Here is a 23,679-nt window from a genome sequence, read left to right as displayed (position 1 = left end):
CACGAGGAGAGAAGCAATGAAAAAAGTAGTGAGCGTGACCCTGGGTTCTTCCAAGCAGGATTACGAGTTCAAGACCCAATTCCTGGGGCAGCAGTTTTCCGTCAGCCGTCTGGGCGCCGACATGGACACCGGCAAGGCCTGGGAACTGATGCGCCGCCAGCAGGCTACGGTAGACGCCATTGGCCTGGGCGAGATCAGCGACCACTACCAGGTGGGCCTGCGCACCATTGAGAACAAGGAAACCAAGCGCCTGACCAATGTGGTCACCCGCGTGCCCGTCACCACTGGCGCCACACTGCGCCGCCTGCTGCAGGTGCGCGCCGTGCGCCACGTGCAAAAAGAGCTGGGCAACTACTTCAACAACAATCTGGTGCTGTTCCTATCGGGCATGCGCAACTACGACATGGCCGTGGCCATGTCCGACTACACCAAGAACCTGAGTTTTGCCGACGCGATCTTCCAGACCGGCGCACCCGCCATGCTGGGTTCGCTGGACCAACTGGAACTATTCGCCAAGGGCAGCAAGCTGGTACTGAGCAATACACCGGGCGAAGTTCTGGAGTCTTCGCTGGCCAACTTCAAGAAAAAGCGCGTGGCTGCCGCCGTGGCCAAGTCGCATGTGGTGGTGGGCACGTTTGGCGAGATCCAGGCCGTCACCGCCGATGGCAACCTGGAAGGCAAAACCCTCATCACCTCCGCCGTGGATGACGAGCGCCTGGCGTTCTTCAAGAAACACAAGGTCAACCTGGTGATCGATGTGTCGCCCAAGCTGTTTGACGAAGTGGTGGGTATCAACACCATTGAAGCCATGATCCTGGCTGCGCTGGAGAAACAGCCCGAAGAAGTGTCTGACGACGACTTTGAGGAAATCCTGGACGAACTCCACATCACGCCGCGCCTGCTGCACCCCACGGGCAAGTTCCGCAACATCCGCCGTTTTGCGTTTGTGATCCACCCGCTGAGCCAGAACTACATCCGCAACGCCTTCCCGATTCCGAAGTCCACACCCAAATACGTGATGGACAAGATCGAGACCTTTGCTGCCCATATGCCACCCATGGTGTATTGCAAGATGAGCAACATCATCTCGCCCACCGGTGCCGAGGCCGAAGGCTGGTTGATCAGCGTGGGCGGCACGCCCAAGGAAATGCTGTCGCGCAGCCCCGAGTTCACCTACCGCCGTTTGCTGCAAGCTTCCAAGATCGCAGAAAAGATGGGCGCGCAGATCATGGGCCTGGGCGCCTTCACCAAGGTGGTGGGCGACGCCGGTGTGACCGTGGCACGCCGCTCCAGCCTGCCTATCACCACCGGCAACAGCTACTCTGCATCGGGCGCGTTGTGGGCTGCGGCCGACGCCATGCGCCGTATGGGCCTGCTGAAGGTGAACACGCACAACAAAAAAGTGGCTGCCAAAACCATGGTGATCGGTGCATCCGGCTCCATTGGCTCGGTCAGTGCACGCTTGTTGGCCATGTCGTTTGACGAGGTTTATCTTGCTGGTCGTACGCTGAGCAAGCTCGACGAGCTGAAGGCCTCCATCCTGAAGGAAACACCAGACGCCAAGGTCTTCACCACGATCAACTACAACGATCTGCTGGCCGACATGGACATGATCGTCACATCCACCTCGGGTGCCGGCAAAGAAATTCTGGACATCATGCGGGTCAAGCCCGGCTGCGTGATCACCGACGTGGCCCGGCCGCTGGACTTGCCCGCATCCGACGTGGCCAAGCGCCCCGACGTGTTGGTCATCGAATCCGGCGAGATCGATCTGCCAACCAAGGTCAAGGGCCTTAAAAGCATTGGCCTGCCACCCAACGTGATCTACGCCTGCCTGGCCGAAACCATCGTGCTGGCGCTGGAGGGCCGCTTTGAAGTGTTCACCGTAGGCCGCGACACCGAGTGGGAAAAGGTCAAGGAGATCTACAAGCTGGGCCTGAAACACGGCATGAAGCTGGCGGCCATCTCGGGCGTCAACGGCGTGTTCAGCGACGATGCCATCGCCAACGTGGTCAAGCTGGCCAAGAAGGCCCGCCTGACCTGGAACGGCAGCAGCGCGGCCCCCGCAGCAACAGCCAAAGCAACCACCAAAGGCGTTGCCAAGCCCAAGGCTGCAGCCAAAGCCCCGGCCAAGAAAGCAGCACCCGCAGTGAAGCCCAAGCCTGCAGCCAAGAAGGCGGCGGTGAAGGTGGTTGCGGCGAAGAAAGCCCCTGCAAAGAAGGCGCCTGCCAAAAAGGTCGTCGCCCAAAAAGCACCAGCGAAGAAAGCCGCCGTGGCTACCAAGCCGCGCAAGAAGGCCGCTTGAGTGTGCGCACGCACCCCTGGGCGGTGCTAAACAAGTACCTCCGTTCGGGCTGAGCCTGTCGAAGCCCTCTCCCAGTTCTTGATTTGCAAGGGGCGAACGGACTTGTTCAGCACTTCCTCGGGGCGCAAAAAGGCTGGCTTCATGCCAGCCTTTTTTTATGGGCCCAGCGTGGCCTTGCCTCGCGTTACGCAGCGGTCAGCAGGTTCGTTCTGGTGGGCGGCAACACCTTGGCGTCATTGGCCGCGCGAAACTGGATGTCACCGCGCAACTGGCCACCTTCCTGAATGATGACCTTGCCGTAGCGGATATTGCCGCTCACGCGGCCGGTGGAGTAAATCACCAGCTTCTCGCGCACGGTCAGGTCACCGTTGAATTCGCCGTGGATCTCGGCATAGTCAATCTCGGCCGATCCCTGAAACGCGCCATGCTCTGTGATGTGCATCACGCGCGAGTCCATCGTCGCTTCCACCGTTCCCTCCACCACCAGGGTGTCGCAATCGGTGATCTCCACGCCTTTGAGTTTGATGTTGGGGCCCACGGTCAGCTTGCTGCCGCCTTCTTTGGTGGGCGCACCCGAGAGGTTGGGCGACGTGGCGCCGCTGGAAGAAGGCTGTGTCGTGGTCGCTGGTTTTGGTGGAACCGGGGCGCTTGCTCGGGCGCCAGCGCCGGGCTCTTGCATTGCGTTGGGTTGACCTGGGGCGGGGCGGGCAGGGGGCATATCGGTGGGACGTTTGCCAAAGAAGGGGGCTTGCATGGTCATCCGGATTCTTTCAAAAAAGGGAAGAATTGATACTAGCCCCGCGACTCAGTAGTAACCCTCGATCAATTGCAACATCCCTGGTTCAAATGCCATCAAATGTTACGTATGTGGGGCATCGCACATAACGATTTTGCATGGGTGTTTGGTAAAGGCCTGCTTCCGGATAGGGTAAGTGCTGCCCTGGACTTTCGGCGGCGATCCGCTCCTTGCACTCTGCCTGGCGTTCGATAACTTTCGAGAATCAGCGCAAACCGAAGGACAGCGATTTTGTCGATGCTCTGCATGCAGCCTATGCACCTTATGTAGATGTATTTAGAGCAGACGGGTTCATGGCGAATTACGTGGCTAGACAGGTCGATAGGTTTGGAACTACGGTGGTGCCAAAGCTTTCGTCTCTCCCAGAAATCCTCGAACGACGATTCATGCCCAGGTAGGGGCGGTTGCGGTTCCTTGCGAATTTCTACTTCATGCATACGGCGTCCAGTAGTTCTTGCCACAGCAATATCCTTGACGTGCTTGCAACCCAAGCATGCAGCGTCGAAATGTTTTCGCAGTTTGCGGACGTCCGTTTCAGGTCGTTTCCAAAGTCCCCACCAACACCCCTCAACCAAACCACACCCCAAGCCCCCGATAAGATTCAGGGATGAGCATTCCTTCCGCGCGCCAAAGCGCCCTTACTTCTCTCTACCCCCTGTTGTTCGTCGCGCTGTGGAGCACCGGCTTTATCGGTGCCAAGTTTGGCCTGCCTGATGCGGAGCCGCTGACGTTTTTGAGCTTGCGTTATGCCATCGTGCTGGTGTTCATGGCCGCGGTGGCCTGGTACACGCGGGCGCCCTGGCCGCGCACCCAGCGGGAGTGGCTGCACATAGGCGTCTCGGGCCTGCTGGTGCATGCGGTGTATCTGGGCGGGGTGTTTGTGGCCATTGGGCACGGGCTGCCTGCGGGCGTGGCAGCGCTGGTGGTGGGTTTGCAGCCGGTGCTGACCGCGTTGGGCGCTGGGGCATTCCTCGGCGAGCGGGTGCGGCCCGCGCAATGGCTGGGTCTGGCGCTGGGGTTTGTGGGCGTGGGCCTGGTGGTGGCGCACAAGGTGGTGGCTGGCGCCAGCGGCGGCACGTTGTGGGCCATGTTGCTGCCGGTGGTTGTGGCATTGCTGGCCATTACGGCGGGCACGCTGTACCAGAAGCGGTATTGCCAGTCGTTTGACCTGCGCACTGGCTCGGTCATCCAGTTTCTGCCGTGCCTGGTGGCTACCGGGCTGGTGGCCAGCCTGACGGAGACCATGCAGATCCACTGGACGGGTTCGTTTGTGTTTGCGCTGGCGTGGCTGGTGCTGGTGCTCTCGCTGGGTGCGGTGAGTCTGCTCAACGTGCTCATACGCAATGGCAGCGCGGTGAATGTGGCCAGCCTGTTTTACCTGGTGCCGCCGTGCACGGCGCTGGTGGCCTGGGCGCTGTTTGGCGAGACGCTCACCGGGCTGGCGCTGCTGGGCATGGCGCTGACCGTGTTTGGCGTGTGGCTAGCCCGTAAATAAGTGCCAAATGGGCCTCTAGCCCCCGTGGAATATGCGCGAACAGCTGCTAAATTAATAGCGTTTTAGGCGGTTTGGTTTTAGTGGTGCATGGCCACAAAATGTTTTGTTTGCTATACATGTTTTCATAAAAGTATTATTATCGATACATGGATCAGTCCTTTCACCTCCAAAAACTGGGGCAAACCTTTAAAGCCATGCGCACGAACCGGGGCCTGACCCAAGAGGCGCTGGCGGGTCTGGCAGGTGTAACGCGGCTGAAAGTGATTGCGATAGAAGCGGGGCGCAGCTCGGTGGCGATAGAGAGCTACGCCCGACTGGCCGGCGCACTGGGTGCTGAATTAACCCTGTCGCCCCGTACCCGGCCCACGCTGGATGAGCTGAAAGACTTCCAATGAAAGCAGCCACGCACCTGCGCGTCAGCACGCCCCAGGGTGATGCGGGGGAATTGACGCAGGAGCAGGGGCAGTTTCTGTTCGGCTATGGCGCGGCCCCTGCTGGCGCGGCAGTCAGCCTGACCATGCCGGTGCGTAAGGCGCAATATGCGCACGGGGCCTTGCACCCCATTTTTCAGATGAATTTGCCGGAAGGTTTTTTGCTGGAGCAACTGCAGAATCGCCTGGCCAAAATCGTCAACCTGGAGCCCATGTTGCTGCTGGCCCTGTCTGGCGGGCAGGCACCCATTGGCCGCGTCGCGGTGCAGTCCGATTTTGTGAATCCATTGGCGAACGCGCAGGGCAAGGGCGAGCGGCTTGACGAAATACTGGCCTGGGATGGCACGGAGAGTTTGTTTGCCGAACTGGTGGACAAGTACATCTACCGCACTGGTATTTCGGGTGTGCAGCCCAAGGTGTTGGTGCCACAGGCGGTGGCCTCCCATGCGATGGAGCCAGCATCTTCCAAGGCCACCGTGCGCACGTCGGACCTGATTGTGAAGAGTGGTCGCCAGGAATACCCAGGCTTGGCGGCGAACGAGTTTCTGTGCATGAGCATCGCCAAAGAATCAGGCTTGGCAGTGCCAGAGTTTTATTTGTCAGACAACAAAGAGCTGTTTGTCATGCAGCGGTTTGACAGAGCGCCCGATGGCACGCCCATTGGGTTTGAGGACATGGCGGTGTTGGCCGGGTTTTCATCGCGCGAGAAATACAAAACCAGCTACACCCATGTGGCCAAGCTGGTGGAGGCGTTTGTCTCTGGCCCCCATGTCATGCCGTCCTTGCTGGCGCTTTTCGATATGGTGGCGCTGTCGTGCGTGGTGGGCAATGGCGATGCGCATCTGAAAAACTTTGGCCTGCTTTATACCGACCCCACTACGAACGACTGCCGCCTGGCGCCAGCGTTTGATCTGGTCAACACCACGGCCTACATTCCCGAAGACGTATTGGCCCTGGATTTGTGCGGGCAGAAGTCCTTCTTTGCGGCCCGCCAGGGGCTGTTGGATTTTGCCAAGGTATGCCAGGTGGCAGACCCGCGTGACAGGGTGCAGCGGTTGATATTGACCGCCGAGATGGTGATCCGGCGAGAAGCCGAAGTGGCAGAGTCCATCCCGCATGTGGTGGCAGCTATCCAGCATTGCACGTACATGCTCAAGGAAGTCTTCCTGGACATACCGTGATCGCCCCCGATAACGAAATGTCGGGCATGTCGGGCATGGCGCTCACGGTGTTTGGGGTGTGGCTAGCCCGTAAATAAGTGCCAAATTGGCCTCTAGCCCCCGTGGCATATGCGCAACAAGCTACTAAATTAATAGCGTTTTAGGCGACTTCACGGCCCATGCCTTGGGTGAAGGACAGGGCTTTGGCGGCTTCGCGCAGGTACTCGCGCACGTTGGCCATCTCGGGGCCCACGTGGCGGTCGATGCGGCGGATGTAGGGGCAGGTGAGGGTGGCCAGCGCGGTGTTGTCGGGCCCGAGGATGGGGAACGAGATGTCCACCACACCAAAGGACTGGGCCGAGTCCCGCTCCAGGTAGCCGACCTTGCGGATGGCGGCCAGTGTTGCCTGCAACTTCTCCTCCGTAATGGGCACTTCACCATCCAGCGGCGTGTGTTCGGCCAGCATGCGCTGGTAGCTGCCGGCGTCGGCATAGGCCAGCAGCAGGTGGCCCGATGCCGTGTCCAGCAGGCCCACACGCGCACCGCGCTGCACCGAAAAGCTCCAGCCGCGCGGGCTGTTGATCTGCGCACCAATCAGCACATTGCCACGGTCGTACACCCCCATGTGGCAGGATTGTTCGGCCTTGCGGGCAAAGTCGTCCATCACCGGTAACGCCTGGTTGATCAGGCGGCTCAGGGGCGGGTGCATATTGGCAAGCGCAAACAGTTTGAGGCTGAGCGCGTAGCGGTCACCCGACGGGTTGCGCATGACGTACTGGCGCGCCACCAGGCGCTCCAGCATGCGGTAGATCTCGCTGGCGCTGCGGTCCATCTCCTTGACGATCTCGGCGCGCGTCAGGCCGTGCGGCTGGGTGGCCAGCAGCTCCAGAATGTCCAAGCCCTTGTCCAGCGCGGGGGCGCGGTAGCGGTCGTCGGCGGGCAGGGTGTCTTGGGGTTCTTCCGCTTTGGGGCGGCGGCCGCGGGGCTTGGGTTCTGGCGTGGTCATGGGTGGGCGCATTGTTGTGGATTTTTGGGGCGGTGCAGCATTGGTGGGGTACGGGCCTAGGGTAAATACTGAGCGTTCCGGCCGCAAACCTTTCTATGATTTAGCTTCATACATGAATTGTTTATTCATATTTGAATTATTAAACCGGAGTCTGAAGCATGGGTCAAGGTCGATTGCAAGGTAAAACAGTGCTCATCACTGCAGCGGCGCAGGGCATTGGTCGCGCCAGTGCGCTGGCCTGTGCGGCCGAGGGCGCACGTGTGATTGCCACCGACATTAACCAGGCGTTTCTGGACAGCCTGGCCGCCGAACACAGCAGTATCCAGGTGGAGCTGCTGGACGTGCGCAATGACGCGGCTGTGGCGGCACTGGCTGCGCGCACACCGGCGCTGGACGCGTTGTTTAACTGCGCTGGCATGGTGGCCAATGGCAGCTTGCTGGACTGCACCGAGGCTGACTGGGACCTGAGTTTCGATTTGAACGTGAAAAGCATGTTCCGCATGACGCGCGCTTTCCTGCCTGCCATGCTAGCCAAGGCAGAAACCACGGGCGGCAGCGTGTCCATCATCAACATGGCGTCCATGGCGTCCAGCATCAAGGGTTTTGCCAACCGTGCGGCTTACGGTGCGACCAAGGCGGCGGTGATTGGCTTGACCAAATCGCTGGCGGCTGACTTTGTGAAAGCCGGTCTGCGCGCCAATGCGCTGTGCCCCGGCACGGTAGACACCCCATCGCTGCGCGGGCGCATTGCCAGCGCGGCCGACCCGGTGCAGGCCGAGAAAGACTTTATCGCCCGCCAGCCTATGGGCCGTTTGGCTACCGTGGATGACATCACACCCATGGTGGTGTATCTAGCTAGCGACGAGTCGCGTTTTGTCACCGGGCAGACCATGCTGGTAGACGGCGGCGTGACCATCTGAGCGCCGCCATCCAACAAGGCCCTGTTGTGACCCCACTGGTTGATATCCAAAACCTCAGCAAGTCGTTCCCCGGCGTGAAAGCGCTGGACGGCGTGCGTTTTGACCTGATGCCGGGCGAGGTGCATGCGCTGATGGGTGAGAACGGCGCGGGCAAGTCCACGCTGATGAAAATCCTGGCCGGCGTCTACCGCAAGGACAGTGGCCAGATGATGCTGGATGGCAAGGCGGTAGAGATCGACAGCCCGGCGCATGCGCAGGCCCTGGCCATTGGCATCATCCACCAGGAACTGCACCTGATGGGCCACCTGACGGCCGCGCAAAACATATACCTGGGCCGCGAGCCGCGCCGCATGGCGGGCCTGTTTCTGGACGAAGAGCAGCTCAACCGCGATGCGCAGGCGCTGTTTGACCGCATGCACCTGGCGCTGGCGCCGACCACACCGATTGGTGAGCTGACGGTGGCGCGCCAGCAGATGGTGGAGATTGCCAAGGCGCTGTCGCACAAATCGCGCGTGTTGATCATGGACGAGCCCACGGCTGCGCTGAACAACGCCGAGATTGATGACCTGTTTCGCATCATCCGCCAGCTCAAGAGCGAAGGCGTGGGCATTGTCTATATCTCGCACAAGATGGACGAGATCCAGCGCATTGCCGACCGCATCACCGTGATGCGTGACGGTGCCTACATCGCCACCGTGCCAGCCACAACGCCCATGCCGGAGGTGATTGCCATGATGGTGGGGCGTAAGCTGGAGCAGGCTGAAAAGACGATTCCCGATACTTCCGCCAACGAAGTGCTGCTGGACGTGCGTGGGCTGAACCGGGGCCGTGCGATCCGTGATGTGAGCTTTACCGTGCGTCGTGGCGAGATTCTGGGTTTTGCAGGCCTCATGGGCGCAGGCCGCACCGAGGTGGCGCGGGCCGTGTTTGGTGCGGACCCGATTGAGTCGGGCGAAGTGCACGTGCGCGGCCAGCATATCCGCCTTACGTCGCCGCAGGACGCGGTGCAGGCGGGCATTGGTTACTTGTCGGAAGACCGCAAACACTTTGGCCTGGCCACGGGCATGGATGTGGAGTCCAATATCACGCTACCCAGCCTGAAGCGCTGGCTGAAGTGGGGCATTTTTCTGAACCAGCCGGCCATTCGCACCATTTCGCAGCAGATGGTGGAGAAGCTGCGCATCAAGACCCCGTCGCTCACGCAAACGGCCAAGCTGCTGTCGGGTGGTAACCAGCAAAAGGTGGTGATCGCCAAGTGGCTGGTGCAGGACTGCGAAGTGCTGATTTTTGACGAACCCACGCGTGGTATCGACGTGGGCGCCAAGAGCGAAATCTACAAACTGCTCAACGAGCTGGCCGCCCAGGGCCGCGCCATCATCGTGATCTCCAGCGAGCTGCCCGAAGTGCTGCAACTGAGCCACCGCGTGCTGGTGATGTGTGAAGGCCGCATCACCGGTGAGGTGCGCGGTGACGAAGCCACACAAGAAAACCTGATGGCCCTGGCCACGCAGCGCGAGGCCGAGGCCCCCGCTGCAGTGCACTGAACTTCAAGAAAAACCAAGGTAACCCATTCTTATGTCCGAACCCCGTTCTTCCTCCTGGCTGTCCCGGCTGTCTGGCGGCCAGGCCAAGCAAAAGCTGCTGGCCTTTGCCAGCCTGATCGCGCTGATCCTGGTGTTCACCGTGCTCAAGCCCGATGCCTTCATGACGCAGGACAACATCATCGGCATCCTGCAGTCCACCACCGTCATTGGTGTGCTGGCCATTGCCAGCACCTTCATCATCATCACATCGGGCATCGATTTGTCGGTGGGCGTGCTGATGACCTTCTGCGCCGTCATGGCCGGTGTGTTCATGGTGAACCTGGGCATGCCCATGCCGCTGGGCATTGTGTGTGCGATTGCCGTGGGCGCGCTGTGCGGCACGGTCTCGGGTCTGGCGATTACCAAGCTCAATGTGCCACCGTTCATTGCCACGCTGGGCATGATGATGTTGCTCAAGGGCGCCTCGCTGATCATCACCGGCACACGCCCCATCTACTTCAGCGACGTGGAGGGGTTCGATCAGATCGCGCTGGGTTCGTTGATCGGTGACCTGATTCCCGCGCTGCCGATTCCCAATGGCGTGCTGATCCTGTTTCTGGTGGCGATCGTGTGCGCCGTGGTGCTCAACAAGACGGCCTTGGGGCGCTACACCTTTGCGCTGGGCAGCAATGAAGAGGCGGTGCGCCTGTCGGGTGTGAATGTGGACCGCTGGAAGATCATCATCTACGCGTTTGCCGGTGGTATCTGCGGCATCTCGGGCTTGCTGATTGCCTCGCGCCTCAACTCGGCACAGCCCGCGCTAGGGCAGGGCTACGAGCTGGACGCGATTGCCGCGGTGGTGATCGGCGGCACGTCGCTGAGCGGTGGTGTCGGCACCATTCTCGGAACCATCATCGGCGCGTTCATCATGAGCGTGCTGATCAACGGCTTGCGCATCATGTCAGTCGCCCAGGAGTGGCAGATGGTGCTCACCGGTCTCATCATCATTCTGGCGGTCTACACCGACAACCTGCGCCGCAACAAGAAATAAGGAGACCGCACCACGCCCCATGCACCGCATTTTTGTTTCTGATTTTTCCCCGTGATTCCATGTGACAACAACACTTTTTCTAACAGGAGACAACCCATGAACGCAAAGAGAAAACTGCTGGCTTTGACCGCCGGCTTGGCACTGGCTGGTTTTTCCAGCTTCGCATCCGCCCAGGAGATCTACATTCCCTTGATCTCCAAAGGTTTCCAGCACCAGTTCTGGCAAGCCGTGAAGCAGGGCGCTGACCAGGCCGCCAAGGACTACAAGGTGAAGGTCACCTTTGAAGGCCCGGAAACAGAACAGCAAGTGGACAAACAGATCGACATGTTGTCCGCCGCATTGGCCAAGAAACCTGCGGCTATTGGTCTGGCTGCGCTGGACAGCAAAGCTGCCATTCCACTGCTGAAGAAGGCCCAGGCTGCCAAGATCCCCGTGATCGCGTTTGACTCGGGTGTGGACAGCGACATCGTGTTGACCACGGCACAAACCGACAGCAAGGCTGCTGCTGCGCTGGCTGCTGACAAGATGGCCGAGAAGATTGGTGGCGAAGGCGACGTGGCCGTGATTGGCCATGACCAGACCAGCACGACCGGCACCGGCCGCCGTGATGGTTTTGTGGAGCGCATCAAGGCCAAGTACCCCAAGATCCGTGTGGTGGACGTGCAGTACGGCGGTGGTGACCACCTGAAGTCTGCTGAAATTGCCAAGACCCTGATGCAGGCCCACCCCAAGCTCAAGGGCATCTTCGGTACCAACGAAGGTTCGGCCATTGGTGCAGGCAAGGGCCTGAAAGAAGCCAAGAAGACCGGCGTGGTCATCATTGGTTTTGACTCTGGCAAGGCGCAGAAGGACATGATCAACGACGGCACCATTGCCGGCGCGATCACGCAAAACCCGGTGGGCATTGGCTACAAGACAGTGGAAGCAGCTGTGAAGGCGTTGAAGGGTGAGAAGTTGCCCAAGATCATCGACACCGGCTTCTACTACTACGACAAGACCAATATGAAGGACGCCAAGATCGCGGCCGTTCTTTACGATTGATTTTTCCCCAGGGGCAAGCCCGCTGCGTAGCGTTGGCTTGCCCCGTTTGTTGTTACTTTGAGGATAAGACTGTGAAACTTTTACGCTACGGATTGCCAGGGCAGGAAAAGCCCGGTGTGCTGGATAACCAGGGCCGCGTGCGCGACCTCTCCGGTGTGATTGCCGATGTGGCCGGTGCGGCGCTGCTGCCCGAGAGTCTGGCGCGTTTGCGTGGCGTGAACATCGAAAGCCTGCCGCTGGTGGCGGGTACTCCGCAAAAAGACCTGCGCCTGGGGCCCTGCGTGGGCCAGATCGGCAAGTTCATTTGCATTGGACTGAATTACTCCGACCACGCGGCCGAGAGTGGCATGCAGGTGCCGCCCGAGCCCGTGGTCTTCAACAAGTGGACCAGCGCGATTGTGGGTCCGGACGACGCGGTGGAAATCCCCCGTGGCTCGGTCAAGACCGACTGGGAAGTGGAGCTGGGCGTGGTCATCGGCAAGGGTGGCCGTTACATCGAGGAAGCCGATGCGCTGTCCCATGTGGCGGGCTATTGCGTGGTGAATGATGTGTCCGAGCGCGAATACCAGCTCGACCGCAGCGGCACCTGGGACAAGGGCAAGGGTTGCGACACCTTCGGCCCCACCGGCCCTTGGCTGGTGACTGCCGATGAAGTGCCTGATCCGCAGGCTCTGAAGATGTGGCTGGAGGTGGATGGCAAACGCTTCCAGAACGGCAGCACCTCGACCATGGTCTACGGCGTGAAGTTCCTGATTTCCTACCTGAGCCGTTTTATGAGTCTGCAGCCTGGCGACGTGATCTCCACCGGCACGCCACCTGGCGTGGGCATGGGTCAGAAGCCGCCGCAGTACCTGCGCGCGGGCCAAGTCATTCACCTAGGCATTGATGGCCTGGGCACCCAAACACAGAAGACCGTACAGGCCTGATATGAGCAAAGTCACCAACATGCGCGTCGTGGACGTGCGCTTCCCCACGTCCCAACACCTGGATGGTTCGGACGCCATGAACCCGGACCCGGACTATTCCGCGGCCTATGTGATTCTGGAAACCGACCAGCCCGGCCTTGAAGGCCACGGCCTGACGTTCACGATTGGCCGCGGCAACGAGATTTGCTGCGCCGCCATCGAAGCCATGCGCCACCTGGTGGTGGGCCTGGACATGGCGTGGGTGGCTGAGGACATGGGGCGCTTCTGGCGTTACATCACGTCCGACAGCCAACTGCGCTGGATTGGCCCGGACAAGGGCGCCATCCACCTGGCCACGGGCGCCGTGGTCAACGCGGTGTGGGATTTGTGGGCCAAGCAGGAAGGCGTTCCCGTGTGGGCGCTGGTCTCCCGCATGAGCCCCGAAGAGATCGTCAAACTCATCGACTTTCGTTACATCACCGACTGCATCACGCCCGAAGAAGCGTTGGCCCTGCTGCAAAAGCAGGCCGTGGGCAAAGCCGAGCGCTGGGCCACGCTGGAGCGCGAGGGTTACCCTTGTTACACCACGTCGGCCGGCTGGCTGGGTTACGACGACGACAAGCTGCGCCGCCTGTGCAAAGAAGCGATTGACGCGGGCTTTAACCACGTGAAGATGAAAGTCGGGCGCGACAAGGCCGACGACATCCGTCGCCTGACCATTGCCCGCGAAGTGCTGGGCCCGAACCGCCAACTCATGATCGACGCCAACCAGGTGTGGGACGTGAAGCAGGCCGTGGAATGGGTCAATGACCTGGCCTTCTGCAAGCCCTGGTTCATTGAAGAACCGACCAGCCCGGATGATATTGAAGGCCACCGCGTGATCCGCGAAGGTGTGGCGCCTGTGAAGGTGGCGACGGGCGAGATGTGCCAGAACCGCATCATCTTCAAGCAACTGATCATGCGCGGCGCCATTGATGTGGTGCAGATCGATTCCTGCCGCCTGGGCGGTGTGAACGAAATTCTGGCCGTGATGCTGATGGCTGCCAAATACAACCTGCTGGTGTGCCCACATGCGGGTGGCGTGGGCTTGTGCGAGTACGTGCAGCATTTGTCCATGATTGACTACCTGTGCATTGCCGGCACCCGCGAAGGCCGTGTGATCGAGTTTGTGGACCACCTGCATGAGCACTTTATCGAACCCTGCGTGATCGAAAACGCGGCCTATATGCCACCCAAGGCACCGGGTTTTTCGATCGAGATGAAACCTGCATCGATTGCGCAGTACACCTTCAAGCCCAAAGCCAAAGCGGCCTGAATACAGCGGCATGAAGATAGACACCCACCAGCACTACTGGCGCTACCAGGCCGAGGAGTTTCCGTGGATCAGCGAGGCTATGCCTTTGCTGCAGCGAGACTGTTTGCCCTCGGACTGTGCAGTGGCCATGCGTGCTGCGGGGGTAGATGGGGTAGTCGCGGTGCAGGCGCGCACGCTTGCTGCAGAGACTGATTTTTTGCTGCAGGTAGCCGCCCAAAACCCTGAGGTACTGGGCGTGGTGGGGTGGGCCGATCTGGGCGCGGCCGATCTGGAGCACCGACTGGAACAGTGGGGCGACCACGCCGCCTTCAAAGGCCTGCGCCATATCCTGCAGGACGAGCCGGACGTAGGCGCATGGGTGGATGCACCAGCCATCAATGCCGGACTGCACACGGTGCAAAAAAACGGGCTGGTTTATGACGTACTGGTGTTTGACCACCAGTTGCCAAGCGTGATTGATTTCTGTGCGCGCCATGACCAGCATTGGCTAGTGCTGGACCATGTGGGCAAACCGGCCGTGCGCAACTGGGCGCACAGCGCCGAGGGTTGGCGTAAAAACATGCGTGCATTGGCGGCCTTGCCACATGTGGTGTGCAAGTTATCCGGTGTGGTGACAGAGACGGACTGGGCTGGCCGCGCCGGCGTAACCCCCGACGATGCCAAAATCATCCTGTCCTGTTTTGACCAGGCGCTGGAAGCCTTTGGGCCGCAGCGGCTGATGTTTGGTTCGGACTGGCCGGTGTGCCAGTTGGCTGCGCCCTACGACGCGGTGCATGGCCTTGCACACCAGTGGGCAGCTTCTCGGCTGACGGTGCGGGAGCAAGATGCGTTCTGGAGTGGCAATGCCATCCGTTGCTACGGTCTGCAGGTGCAGGCCTTGGCCGATTGATCTTTAGCGAGAGTTTTCATGGATCTGCATTTGAAAGACAAGGTGGTCATCGTGACCGGTGGCGCAAGCGGCATTGGTGCCGCCATCTCGCTCACGCTGGCCCAGGAGGGCGCAGTGCCGGTAATTTTTGGCAAAAGCCCCATGCCCGATGACTTTGTGAAGCAGTTGCAGGCGACGGGCAGCAAACACCTGTTCATCCAGCTGGAGCTGTCGGACGATGCGGCCTGCGGCGCTGCGGTCGCACAGGTGGTGACGCAATTCGGTCGCATCGACGGTCTGGTGAACAACGCGGGCATCAACGACAACATCGGACTGGATGCCGGCCGCGATGCCTTTGTGGGTTCGCTGGAGCGCAACCTGATCCACTACTACAGCATGGCGCACTACTGCGTGCCGCACCTGAAAGCCTCTAAGGGTTCTATCGTCAATGTGTCGTCCAAAACGGCGGTGACAGGGCAGGGCAATACCAGTGGTTACTGCGCGTCCAAGGGCGCACAACTCTCGCTGACGCGTGAGTGGGCTGCAGCGCTGTTGAACGATGGCGTGCGTGTGAATGCGTTGATTCCGGCCGAGGTGATGACACCGTTGTACGCGCGCTGGATCAACAGCTTTGACAACGCAGAGAAAAAGCTCGCGTCCATAACGGCCAAAATCCCGCTGGGTCACCGCATGACCACCTCTGAGGAGATGGCCCGCACTTGCGTCTTTCTGCTGTCCGATGCGTCCTCGCACACCACGGGACAGTGGATTTTTGTGGATGGCGGCTACACCCATCTGGACCGGGCCCTGTCATGAGCGCTGGCGTGACCCGTTACGCCTTGGCGCTGGACCTGGTGGACGATGCCCAGCGCATTGCTGACTACGAGAAAGCGCACGAAAAAATCTGGCCCGAAGTGCGCGAGCACCTGCGCGTACACGGTGTGGCGCAGATGGAGATTTACCGCCTGGGCACACGCCTGTTCATGCTGATGGAAGTGGACCCTGCGGTCTACAGCGCCGAACGTATGGCCCAGGCTTCGCTGGACAACCCGGCCATCGTGCGTTGGGAGACACTGATGTGGACGTATCAGGTGCCCACGCCCTGGACGCCTGCCGGCGAAAAATGGGTGCCGATGGCCAAGATCTTTGATCTGGCAGCCCAGTAGCGGTTCACGCCCCGATATTGCATTCCCGGCGTAGCAAGGCCAGCGCATCCTTGAGCTGGTAGTCCATGTCGCTGAGCAGCGTGGCCTGGTTGTCTTCCACAAACTCTTCCCACATCAGCAGGTAGTCATCGCGGTAGGCATCGGGCGCATGCGCTGTGATGAACGCCTGCGCCAGTGCGGGGTGCAGGCCGCTCTTGCGTAGTTTGCGCACCAGAGTGATAGCCGCTTTTTCAGTGAGCAAGGTTTTGGGCGTGGAGCCCGCGGCCAGGCTCACAAACAGGGTCAACAATGAGCTGTCATCGCTGTGGCCACCGGTGGCCTTGTCCCAGATTTTGGACAGGGTACGTTCAAAGTGGTCCACCTCGGCCAGCGCGTCCTCGACCCAGAAATAGCGCCCCATAAAGGCGGCCGTCTGGTCAAACAGTTTGCGGGCGGGCAGGGCGGACGCAATGATCTTGGGCAGGTCAGACAGCAGCGTTTGTCGCACTGCGTCCACGGCTGCCTTGAATTCGGCGGGCAGGCCTTTGGGCAGGGCAATGGCGATGGTGTCCGGCGCGGCCGCGTATTTCTTGCGCAGCGTTGCCATGAGTTTTTCAAACGCCACCCAGTCGGGCATTTCAGTGCGCTTGGCGGCCAGTGCCAGCAGGGCGGTGCGGATCACGGCCTCGGCGTCTTTACCGGCTTCTTCCAGTTCGTCGGCGTCCATGCCCAACTGTTCTGCGAGCCATAGCGCTGCATCTGTGATCTGCGCCACCTGGCTGCGTTTGGCCAGCTCGGCCTGGTAGTCGGCCAGGCTGGCCAGCGTCCATTTGGCGAGCACAGGAATGTGTTCGTCACGAAAACCGCCGTGTTCGTTCATGCCAAAGTGGCTGGTTTGCGGCATGGCGATCAGTGCCTTGAGCATGTCCGAGCCGCCCTTGGAGCGCGAGAGGAAGGAGTGCTCCTGCAACGACTGCGCCGCCTGGTGCAGGTCACCATCACAGCTGCTTTCCAGGTACAGACTCACCAGATTGACCATGCGGTCTTTGGCGCGCTCCAGATCGGGGCGCAGGAACTCGGTGCCAAAGTAACGCGCAATCTGCACCATGCCCTTGGGCGCGTCGGTGCGGATGGCCTCCAGCGTGGCCGTGTCGATGATGCCGTGTTGCACGCCGTGCTGCAGCGCCTTCTCGAAGAAGGGGCGCGCGTCGTACAGCGCAACGGTAGCGGGGGAAGTCGTGTTCACGCGAGGCCCCGTAATTAGATGGCGGATTCCTCGTCTGCGTCCAGCGCAGCGGGCGTGGCCTTGCCGCGGTCGGTATCACCGGTTTCCACCTTGCCGTCGTCTTCTTCCATCTCTTCGTCCTCGCCCAGACCGAGGTCGTGGTTGCGGGCCTTGCCGCGCAGCACCAGCAGCATTTCAATAAAGAGGTCGGGGCATTGGTAACGCAGTATCCAGGCCAGTTCCATCCAGTCCTGGTCGGCGACTTCGTCCTGTTCCACGCGCGGCGCGGCGTAGGCGTTGGCGTACAGCGCGGTTTCTGACAGCATTTCGCCATCGTCTTCCACGGTGTCAAAGGTGCCGGTGCGGGCAAAGGCTTCGATGCGGCTCCACTTTTCAGTGAAGTAGTCGGCCAGCGCTTCGCTACCGCCTTCCAGGTCACCAATGGCGGTCAAAAAATCGACCGGGTTGGCGTCTTCCCGGAAGATGACCGAGTTCATCATGCCGCGCAAATGGGTGCGGGTCAGGTCTTTGTACTGTTTCTCGATGACCACGGCATGCGCAAACATGGCGGGCGTGACCAGCAGGTTGATCACAGATTCCTTGGAGTTGTCGTACTCACGGATCACCGCCAGGATGTCCTTGGCTGGCAACTGCTCCAGCACCACCATCAGAGCCTGGTCGCCCTCGGCATCGGCCAGCTCCACCAGGGCAGACTCGGCGCCCACGATGTCGCCAGCGGCGATCAGGCTTTGGGTTTTTTCAATTAGTGCGAGGTGAGACGACATTCATGCCTCCCGACGAGCCGCCTCTAGGGTGGCATGCGCCCCCTTGGGGGGCAGTGAACGAATGTGAACGTGGGGGCTCATGGTTACTCCTTGCGATCAAAGCCCTGGGCGGCCATCCACTCGGCGCCGGCCTCTTCGAGTGCCTTGCGGCTTACCGCCTCAACGACGGCGTCCGAGTCCATGGGGATGCCGGGGCCTTCGTTTTGCGATTCGGCATCCGCGCCTTCGTTGTCTTCATCCTCGGCGTCTTGTGGCGCTGCGCTGTACTCGGGTTTGTGGAACATGTATTCCAGAGCCGCGGCCACGCTCATGAACCATTCCCCCAAAGGTTGCTTGAGCATGCTGCGCGCCAGTTCCTGCGCCCAGGGCGCGATGTCCAGGGTAGCTTGCAGTTCGTCCCACTCGGGCAAGTCTTCGGATTCATGGCCCAGCAGATCGTCCATCGCGGCGGTGGACTTGAAGCGGAACGCCTGGTGGAACACCACGGCCACCATCTCGGGGCTCAGCTCGATCATGTGCGCGAGGAATTCCATTTCCTTGCGGCGCTGGGCCAGACGCTTTTGCAGGACGTTCCCCCCCTCGGAATCAAAAGTCAGGTCGTCGATCTCGGCCGCATAGGCAGAACGCAGGTGGCGAAAGAAAGGAGAAATGGTCATGCAGTTAATGCCGGGTGGCGCTCACAGTAGTGTGTCAAAGTAACTTGTCCAGGTAGCCGTTCCAGATTTCACGGGCGGTGTCTATCGGGCTGTCCAGCAGGTTGCGGCGGCGGTTGTCGTCGTAGGCCTGTCGTTTGTCGGCATCGGCCAACACGTCGTAGGCTTCCTGCACGGCCCGAAAACGGGCCGGTGCGTCGGCCGCATCATTGCGGTCCGGGTGGTACTGGGCGGCTTTTTGCCGGAACGCCTTCTTGATATCGGCAAGTGTGGCGTCGCTGCGTAGCCCCAGTTGTTCGTACAGGTCGCTCATGCCGCCACTTGCAGGGATTCCCCTGTCACATAAAACTGGCCACCGGCGACGTAATGCAGGGTGCGCAGCGCGTCGGGCTGTCCGTCAAAGTGCCAGTGCCCCGCGCTGAACACCCGCTCGTCGGCATAGGCCGCGATCACCTCACCAATGAACAGGTCATAAGTCGCCTGGTTGTGTGGCTCGGGAACCACCTTGCACACCAGCCAGCCCGCACAGCCCTCGACCAGCGGCGCTTCGCACTCGCTGGCCTGGAAAGTCTTTACCTGGTGCTTGTCGAGCTTGTTAGAGACCTCTTTGGCACTTTCAGTTCCCAAGGCCAGGGTTTGTGCAGCGATAGCACGCGTGGGCAGGTTCAGCACAAACATGCCACTGGCTTCCACCAGTTCACGTGTGTAAGTGGCCTTGTCGATCACCACGGTGACCTTGGGCGGGTTGAAGTCCAGCGGGCACGACCAGGCGGCGGCCATGACATTGGTGCGACCCTGGTGCGCAGACGACACCAGCACCGTGGGGCCGTGGTTGAGCAGGCGATAGGACTTGTCCAATGGCACCGGTACGACAAACGCTGGCGAAGAGGTAATCATGGTGGCGGTCAAACGGCGAAGCAAAAAAGCCTGCCATCTTGGGGATAGCAGGCTTTTCAGTGCCCAAAGGGCTTGTATTGGCTCCTCGACCTGGGCTCGAACCAGGGACCTACGGATTAACAGTCCGGCGCTCTACCAACTGAGCTATCGAGGAATGCAGCCTCAGATTATAGCGTAGATTTTTTGGTGTTTTGGCTTCACGCCAACTTTTGCGAATCCACACCCAACAATTTATGCAATTTCGGGCTGGTGGTGGTGTACTGCAGCAGCACTTTTTTCTCGGGCGTGATGATGGGCATGGCACCAAAGGCGGCCAGCGTGGCTTCGTGGAAGCCGCACAGGATCAGTTTCTTCTTGCCGGGATAGGTGTTGATGTCACCGACCGCAAAGATGCCGGGCACGCTGGTGGAAAACGCCTCGGTATCCACCTGCAACTGCTTGCGTTCCATGTCCAGCCCCCATTGCGCGACGGGTCCGAGCTTGGGCGACAGGCCTTGCAGCACCAGCAGCATTTCCAACGGCAGGCTGCGCGTCTGGCCTTCGGGATCGACGATCTGGATGCCGGTCAGGCGCTCGTTGACGGTTTCAATTCCCACAGCTTGGCCAGGGGCGAAGTGGATGTGGCCTTGCTGCACCAGTGTGCGGAAACGTTCCACGGTTTGTGGCGCGGCGCTGAAAGCATCGCGGCGGTGCACCAGGGTCACGCGTTTGGCTTTGTGGGGATGGCCGTCGGTGTGGGCGGCGCAGAGCTTGAGCGCCCATTCCAGCGCCTCGTCACCGTCGCCAAAGATCACCACATTGCGGTTGGCGCACACCGCTGCATCTGGCACGTTGTGCAGCAACTGGGTGCCTTCAAAGGTGGCCAGACCGTCTACATGCAGTGTGCGTGGCTGGAAGGCGCCTACGCCTGCGGCGATAAAAACGGTTTTGCTGAGGAAGCGGGTGGACTTGGAAGTCTCCACCAGAAAGCGGCCATCGTCCTGCTTTTGCAGTGTGGTGACAATCTGGCCCAAGTGAAAGCTGGCGCCAAAGGGTGCGATCTGGGCCATGAGTTTGGCGACCAGTTCGCGGCCGGTGCAGACCGGAATGGCGGGAATGTCGTAGATGGGTTTGTCGGCGTACAGCTCTATGCACTGGCCGCCGGGGGCGGGCAAGGCGTCCACCACGTGGGTTTTGACGTCCTGCAGACCCAGCTGGAACACCTGGAACAGGCCCACCGGGCCCGCGCCGATGACGAGGGCATCGGTTTCAATGATGCCTGCCGGCAATGCCATGGGGGCGCAAACGCCTTAGCGCAGCAACTCGGACAGCTTGCCGGTCTTGTCTTTCCACTCTTCGGCTTCGGGCAGCGGGGCCTTGCGCTTGGTGATGCTTTTCCAGGAGGACAACTTGGCCAGTTCAGCGTTCAGGGCGGTCATGTGCTGCTGGTCGGCGGGCACATCTTCTTCGGCGTAGATGGCGTTGACCGGGCACTCGGGGATGCACACCGCGCAGTCAATGCATTCGTCCGGGTCGATGGTCAGGAAGTTGGGGCCTTCGCGGAAGCAGTCCACGGGACAGACGTCGACGCAGTCGGTGTACTTGCACTTGATACAGGCTTCGGTGACGGTATGGGTCATGTGGGTAATTCCATAAATCTAATTGTGAGGCGCATTGCCGCGTTGCAAAGCCTCGCAGTACAGAAGTACTGCTGCGTTTTACGCCTTGCACTGCATCCCCAAAACGTCAGTTTCAGTGCAGGCTAACTTGTACCCAAGTTATGCCGTAACTAAAATTAAATTTCTGGAATACCCACGCGAGGCGGTTGATCTCAGTATTTTACTGGAGCAACAAGGCGCCCGAGGTTTTGTGGCTGGCGGTATCCACCAAAATCAGCGAGCCCAGCACACGGCTCTGTGCATAGGGCAGGCCCGCAATCGGCTCCTGCAGCGCCAGTTCTATGTGGCCAATGGCATTGGGAAGGATCTGGGTGGCGTCGTGCTCTTGCAGGGTGTTGATGTCCAGGCTATGGACGATGCGCTTGACTTTGGCCTTGATCCAGCGGTGGCCGTGCAGTGCCAGGTACACGCGGCCAGCGACCAGCGGTTCGTCGTCCATCCAGGCGACGGTGGCTTTGATTTCGCGCGTAGGCTGGAAGAACTTGACCGGGCTGTTATCGCCAAACTCGTCGTCCGACGCCGCGGTGGTGGTCGCTGTGGACAGCAGCCAGTCGCCGCGTGACACGTCTACTTCGCGGTCCAGTGTGATGCCGGCGCCATGGCCGGCGGCCACGTTCTTGGGCAAGCGGGCGTGGTTCAGCACTTGTGCCACCACGGCGGTCTGGCCGCTGGGCAGGATGCTGATGGTGTCACCGGGCTTGACGCTTCCGGTGGCCACACGGCCCCAGAACACGCGGCGGCCTTGGGTTGTATCGGCAGAGTCGTGGAACTTTTCAACCCACTGCACCGGGAAGGCGAAGGGCACATCCGTTTCAGCAGCCGTCACCGGCAGGGTTTCCAGCAGCGCGAGCAAGCTGGGGCCGTTGTAGCCGCACCAGCCGGGGTTGGCCGTGACCACGTTGTGGCCTTTGAGGGCTGACATGGGGATGGTGGCGGTGACCGTGATGCCGGCTTGCGCTGCAAACGCTTGCAGGGCTTCGGTGATCTTGGCAAAGGCCTTGGCAGCGTCGTCGCCCAGAGCGTCGAGCTTGTTCACCGCAAAGATGATGCTGGGCACGCGCAGCAAGTTGACCAGCAGGCTGTGGCGGCGGGTTTGGGGCAGGAGGTCTACCAGGCCAGCAACGTTCCACTTCAGCTTGGTCGCATCCACCAGCACCACAGCAGCGTGGGCGCTGCTGGCAGCAGTGACCATGTTGCGGGTGTATTGCTCGTGGCCGGGCGCGTCGCCAATGATGAACTTGCGCGCGGGCGTGGCGAAGTAGCGGTAGGCCACGTCGATGGTGATGCCTTGCTCGCGCTCGGCGGAGAGGCCATCGGTGAACAGGGCCAAGTCGGCCTCGCCGCTCTTGGAGACGTTGGCCAACTGATCTTGCAACACCGAGCGGCTGTCCACCAGCAGGCGGCCGATCAGCGTGCTTTTGCCGTCGTCCACGCTGCCGCAGGTGATGAAGCGCAGCGCGGATGAGGTATCGCCATCAACCGTTCGGGCTGAGCTTGTCGAAGCCCTTGCGAGCCCTTCGACAGGCTCAGGGCGAACGGAGGGGGTAGCGGTCAAAGTAGCAGTCATCAGAAGTATCCGTCTTTCTTGCGCTTCTCCATGGAAGCCTCAGAAGTTTTGTCGTCCATGCGGGTGGCGCCGCGTTCGCTCACGTCGGCGGCCAGGGTCTCGATCACGATGTCGGCCGCAGTGGCAGCCAGGCTGTCCACCGGGCAGGTACAGGTGATGTCGCCCACGGTGCGGAAGCGCACGTCGCGGCTTTCGATTTGCTCGCCATCTTTGGCGGGCGTCAGGTCGGTGATGGGGACCAACAGGCCCTTGCGTTCGACCACATCGCGTTTGTGTGTGTAGTAGAGCGATGGCAGCGCGATTTTTTCGCGTTCGATGTACTGCCAGACGTCCAGTTCGGTCCAGTTGCTGATGGGAAACACGCGGAAGTGTTCACCTGGCTGCAGGCGGGTGTTGAACAGGGTCCACAGCTCGGGGCGCTGGGCTTTGGGTTGCCATTGGCCGAAGCTGTCGCGGTGCGAAAAGATGCGTTCCTTGGCACGGGCCTTTTCCTCGTCGCGGCGGGCGCCGCCGATCAGCGCGTCAAAGCGGAATTCGTCGATGGCTTCGAGCAGGGTGACCGACTGGTGCACATTGCGGCTCTCGCCGGGATGGGCCAGGCGCACGGTGCCGCGGGCCATGGAGTCTTCGACGCTGCGCACGATCAGCTCCGCACCCAGCTCCTTGGCGCGGAAATCGCGGAAGTCGGTCACTTCGTGGAAGTTGTGGCCGGTGTCGATCATCAAGAGTGGATAGGGGATGCGGCCCACGCCAAAGGCTTTCTCGGCGCACTTGAGCATGACCAGCGAATCCTTGCCGCCCGAGAACAGCAGTGCAGGGCGCTCGAAGGCGGCAGCAACTTCGCGCAGGATGAAGATGGTTTCTTCTTCCAGCGCGTCCAGATGCTGGTTGGACAGGCGGTCGAAATGGGTAGGTTCGGTCATGGCATTCATG

The 23,679-nt window shown here is 60.7% G+C and carries 24 protein-coding genes and 1 tRNA gene; 13 read left to right on the top strand and 12 right to left on the bottom strand.

Translation table 11 applies throughout. The features are described 5' to 3' along the window. The first annotated feature begins 16 nt into the window (after positions 1 to 16). Positions 17 to 2,305, top strand: a complete 2,289-nt coding sequence (locus RS694_RS20655) for a saccharopine dehydrogenase NADP-binding domain-containing protein (protein WP_076069577.1) — start codon at positions 17 to 19, stop codon at positions 2,303 to 2,305. Positions 2,306 to 2,489: 184 nt separating this feature from the next. Here RS694_RS20655 and RS694_RS10760 read toward each other — a convergent pair whose 3' ends face one another. Beyond that, a complete protein-coding gene (locus tag RS694_RS10760) occupies positions 2,490 to 3,065 on the bottom strand; it encodes a bactofilin family protein (RefSeq protein WP_076069574.1) in 576 nt (191 codons plus the stop codon). Positions 3,066 to 3,708: 643 nt separating this feature from the next. On the opposite strand from RS694_RS10760, the gene RS694_RS10755 reads away from it, so the two are divergent. The 3 genes from RS694_RS10755 to RS694_RS10745 all read left to right on the top strand — a co-directional run bounded on the left by RS694_RS10755 (position 3,709) and on the right by RS694_RS10745 (position 6,208). Further along, positions 3,709 to 4,596 carry a DMT family transporter gene (locus tag RS694_RS10755; protein WP_029709048.1) on the top strand — a complete coding sequence of 296 codons (888 nt, stop codon included), beginning with the start codon at positions 3,709 to 3,711 and terminating at the stop codon, positions 4,594 to 4,596. A gap of 146 nt (positions 4,597 to 4,742) precedes the next feature. Continuing rightward, entirely contained in the window at positions 4,743 to 4,991 is a 249-nt protein-coding gene (locus tag RS694_RS10750) for a helix-turn-helix transcriptional regulator (RefSeq protein WP_029709047.1), read from the top strand. Continuing rightward, on the top strand, positions 4,988 to 6,208 hold the full coding sequence (locus RS694_RS10745; protein ID WP_051392047.1) for a type II toxin-antitoxin system HipA family toxin: 1,221 nt from the start codon (positions 4,988 to 4,990) through the stop codon (positions 6,206 to 6,208). Before RS694_RS10750 ends, RS694_RS10745 begins: the two co-directional genes overlap by 4 nt. Before the next feature lie 139 nt (positions 6,209 to 6,347). Here RS694_RS10745 and RS694_RS10740 read toward each other — a convergent pair whose 3' ends face one another. Then, positions 6,348 to 7,193, bottom strand: a complete 846-nt coding sequence (locus RS694_RS10740) for an IclR family transcriptional regulator (RefSeq protein WP_029709045.1) — start codon at positions 7,191 to 7,193, stop codon at positions 6,348 to 6,350. A 158-nt stretch (positions 7,194 to 7,351) separates the two neighbouring features. Here RS694_RS10740 and RS694_RS10735 point away from each other — a divergent pair, with 158 nt between their 5' ends. From RS694_RS10735 to RS694_RS10695, 9 genes are all read left to right on the top strand, one after another. Then, positions 7,352 to 8,113 carry an SDR family oxidoreductase gene (locus RS694_RS10735; protein ID WP_029709044.1) on the top strand — a complete coding sequence of 254 codons (762 nt, stop codon included), beginning with the start codon at positions 7,352 to 7,354 and terminating at the stop codon, positions 8,111 to 8,113. A gap of 26 nt (positions 8,114 to 8,139) precedes the next feature. Then, a complete protein-coding gene (locus RS694_RS10730; protein WP_029709043.1) occupies positions 8,140 to 9,657 on the top strand; it encodes a sugar ABC transporter ATP-binding protein in 1,518 nt (505 codons plus the stop codon). A gap of 31 nt (positions 9,658 to 9,688) precedes the next feature. After that, on the top strand, positions 9,689 to 10,687 hold the full coding sequence (locus RS694_RS10725) for an ABC transporter permease (protein WP_029709042.1): 999 nt from the start codon (positions 9,689 to 9,691) through the stop codon (positions 10,685 to 10,687). Between the two features lie 96 nt (positions 10,688 to 10,783). Continuing rightward, positions 10,784 to 11,728 carry an ABC transporter substrate-binding protein gene (locus tag RS694_RS10720; RefSeq protein WP_029709041.1) on the top strand — a complete coding sequence of 315 codons (945 nt, stop codon included), beginning with the start codon at positions 10,784 to 10,786 and terminating at the stop codon, positions 11,726 to 11,728. 71 nt (positions 11,729 to 11,799) lie between these two features. Then, entirely contained in the window at positions 11,800 to 12,654 is an 855-nt protein-coding gene (locus tag RS694_RS10715) for a fumarylacetoacetate hydrolase family protein (protein ID WP_029709040.1), read from the top strand. 1 nt (position 12,655) lies between these two features. Beyond that, on the top strand, positions 12,656 to 13,948 hold the full coding sequence (locus tag RS694_RS10710; RefSeq protein ID WP_029709039.1) for an L-fuconate dehydratase: 1,293 nt from the start codon (positions 12,656 to 12,658) through the stop codon (positions 13,946 to 13,948). A 10-nt stretch (positions 13,949 to 13,958) separates the two neighbouring features. Next, a complete protein-coding gene (locus RS694_RS10705) occupies positions 13,959 to 14,837 on the top strand; it encodes an L-fucono-1,5-lactonase (RefSeq protein ID WP_029709038.1) in 879 nt (292 codons plus the stop codon). Positions 14,838 to 14,855: 18 nt separating this feature from the next. After that, positions 14,856 to 15,632, top strand: a complete 777-nt coding sequence (locus tag RS694_RS10700) for an SDR family oxidoreductase (RefSeq protein ID WP_029709037.1) — start codon at positions 14,856 to 14,858, stop codon at positions 15,630 to 15,632. Beyond that, a complete protein-coding gene (locus RS694_RS10695; RefSeq protein WP_029709036.1) occupies positions 15,629 to 15,982 on the top strand; it encodes an L-rhamnose mutarotase in 354 nt (117 codons plus the stop codon). Before RS694_RS10700 ends, RS694_RS10695 begins: the two co-directional genes overlap by 4 nt. A 4-nt stretch (positions 15,983 to 15,986) precedes the next feature. Here the strand turns inward: RS694_RS10695 and RS694_RS10690 are convergent, their stop codons facing one another. The 10 genes from RS694_RS10690 to cysD all read right to left on the bottom strand — a co-directional run bounded on the left by RS694_RS10690 (position 15,987) and on the right by cysD (position 23,678). After that, positions 15,987 to 17,207, bottom strand: a complete 1,221-nt coding sequence (locus tag RS694_RS10690; protein ID WP_037248038.1) for a hypothetical protein — start codon at positions 17,205 to 17,207, stop codon at positions 15,987 to 15,989. Between the two features lie 14 nt (positions 17,208 to 17,221). Continuing rightward, a complete protein-coding gene (locus RS694_RS10685; protein ID WP_029709034.1) occupies positions 17,222 to 17,971 on the bottom strand; it encodes a hypothetical protein in 750 nt (249 codons plus the stop codon). A gap of 83 nt (positions 17,972 to 18,054) precedes the next feature. Then, the gene (locus RS694_RS10680; protein WP_029709033.1) at positions 18,055 to 18,627 is read right to left on the bottom strand and encodes a hypothetical protein; all 573 of its coding nucleotides are present in this window, start codon (positions 18,625 to 18,627) and stop codon (positions 18,055 to 18,057) included. A 34-nt stretch (positions 18,628 to 18,661) separates the two neighbouring features. Beyond that, a complete protein-coding gene (locus RS694_RS10675) occupies positions 18,662 to 18,937 on the bottom strand; it encodes a DnaJ domain-containing protein (protein ID WP_029709032.1) in 276 nt (91 codons plus the stop codon). Continuing rightward, positions 18,934 to 19,521, bottom strand: a complete 588-nt coding sequence (locus RS694_RS10670; RefSeq protein WP_029709031.1) for a flavin reductase family protein — start codon at positions 19,519 to 19,521, stop codon at positions 18,934 to 18,936. Before RS694_RS10670 ends, RS694_RS10675 begins: the two co-directional genes overlap by 4 nt. Positions 19,522 to 19,599: 78 nt before the next feature. Further along, positions 19,600 to 19,675, bottom strand: a tRNA-Asn gene (locus RS694_RS10665). A gap of 43 nt (positions 19,676 to 19,718) precedes the next feature. Continuing rightward, positions 19,719 to 20,795, bottom strand: coding sequence for an NAD(P)/FAD-dependent oxidoreductase (locus RS694_RS10660; RefSeq protein WP_029709030.1), 1,077 nt, complete (start codon positions 20,793 to 20,795; stop codon positions 19,719 to 19,721). Between the two features lie 15 nt (positions 20,796 to 20,810). Then, positions 20,811 to 21,140, bottom strand: coding sequence for a ferredoxin FdxA (gene fdxA, locus RS694_RS10655; RefSeq protein ID WP_029709029.1), 330 nt, complete (start codon positions 21,138 to 21,140; stop codon positions 20,811 to 20,813). A 199-nt stretch (positions 21,141 to 21,339) separates the two neighbouring features. Then, a complete protein-coding gene (locus RS694_RS10650) occupies positions 21,340 to 22,746 on the bottom strand; it encodes a sulfate adenylyltransferase subunit 1 (RefSeq protein ID WP_174407698.1) in 1,407 nt (468 codons plus the stop codon). Beyond that, positions 22,746 to 23,678, bottom strand: coding sequence for a sulfate adenylyltransferase subunit CysD (gene cysD, locus RS694_RS10645; RefSeq protein ID WP_029709027.1), 933 nt, complete (start codon positions 23,676 to 23,678; stop codon positions 22,746 to 22,748). The genes RS694_RS10650 and cysD overlap by 1 nt, the downstream gene beginning before the upstream one ends. Position 23,679 lies beyond the last annotated feature (1 nt).

Origin of the sequence: Rhodoferax saidenbachensis (assembly GCF_001955715.1) — a bacterium.
Lineage (GTDB): Bacteria > Pseudomonadota > Gammaproteobacteria > Burkholderiales > Burkholderiaceae_C > Allorhodoferax > Allorhodoferax saidenbachensis.
This window is presented reverse-complemented; position numbering and strand designations above follow the sequence as displayed.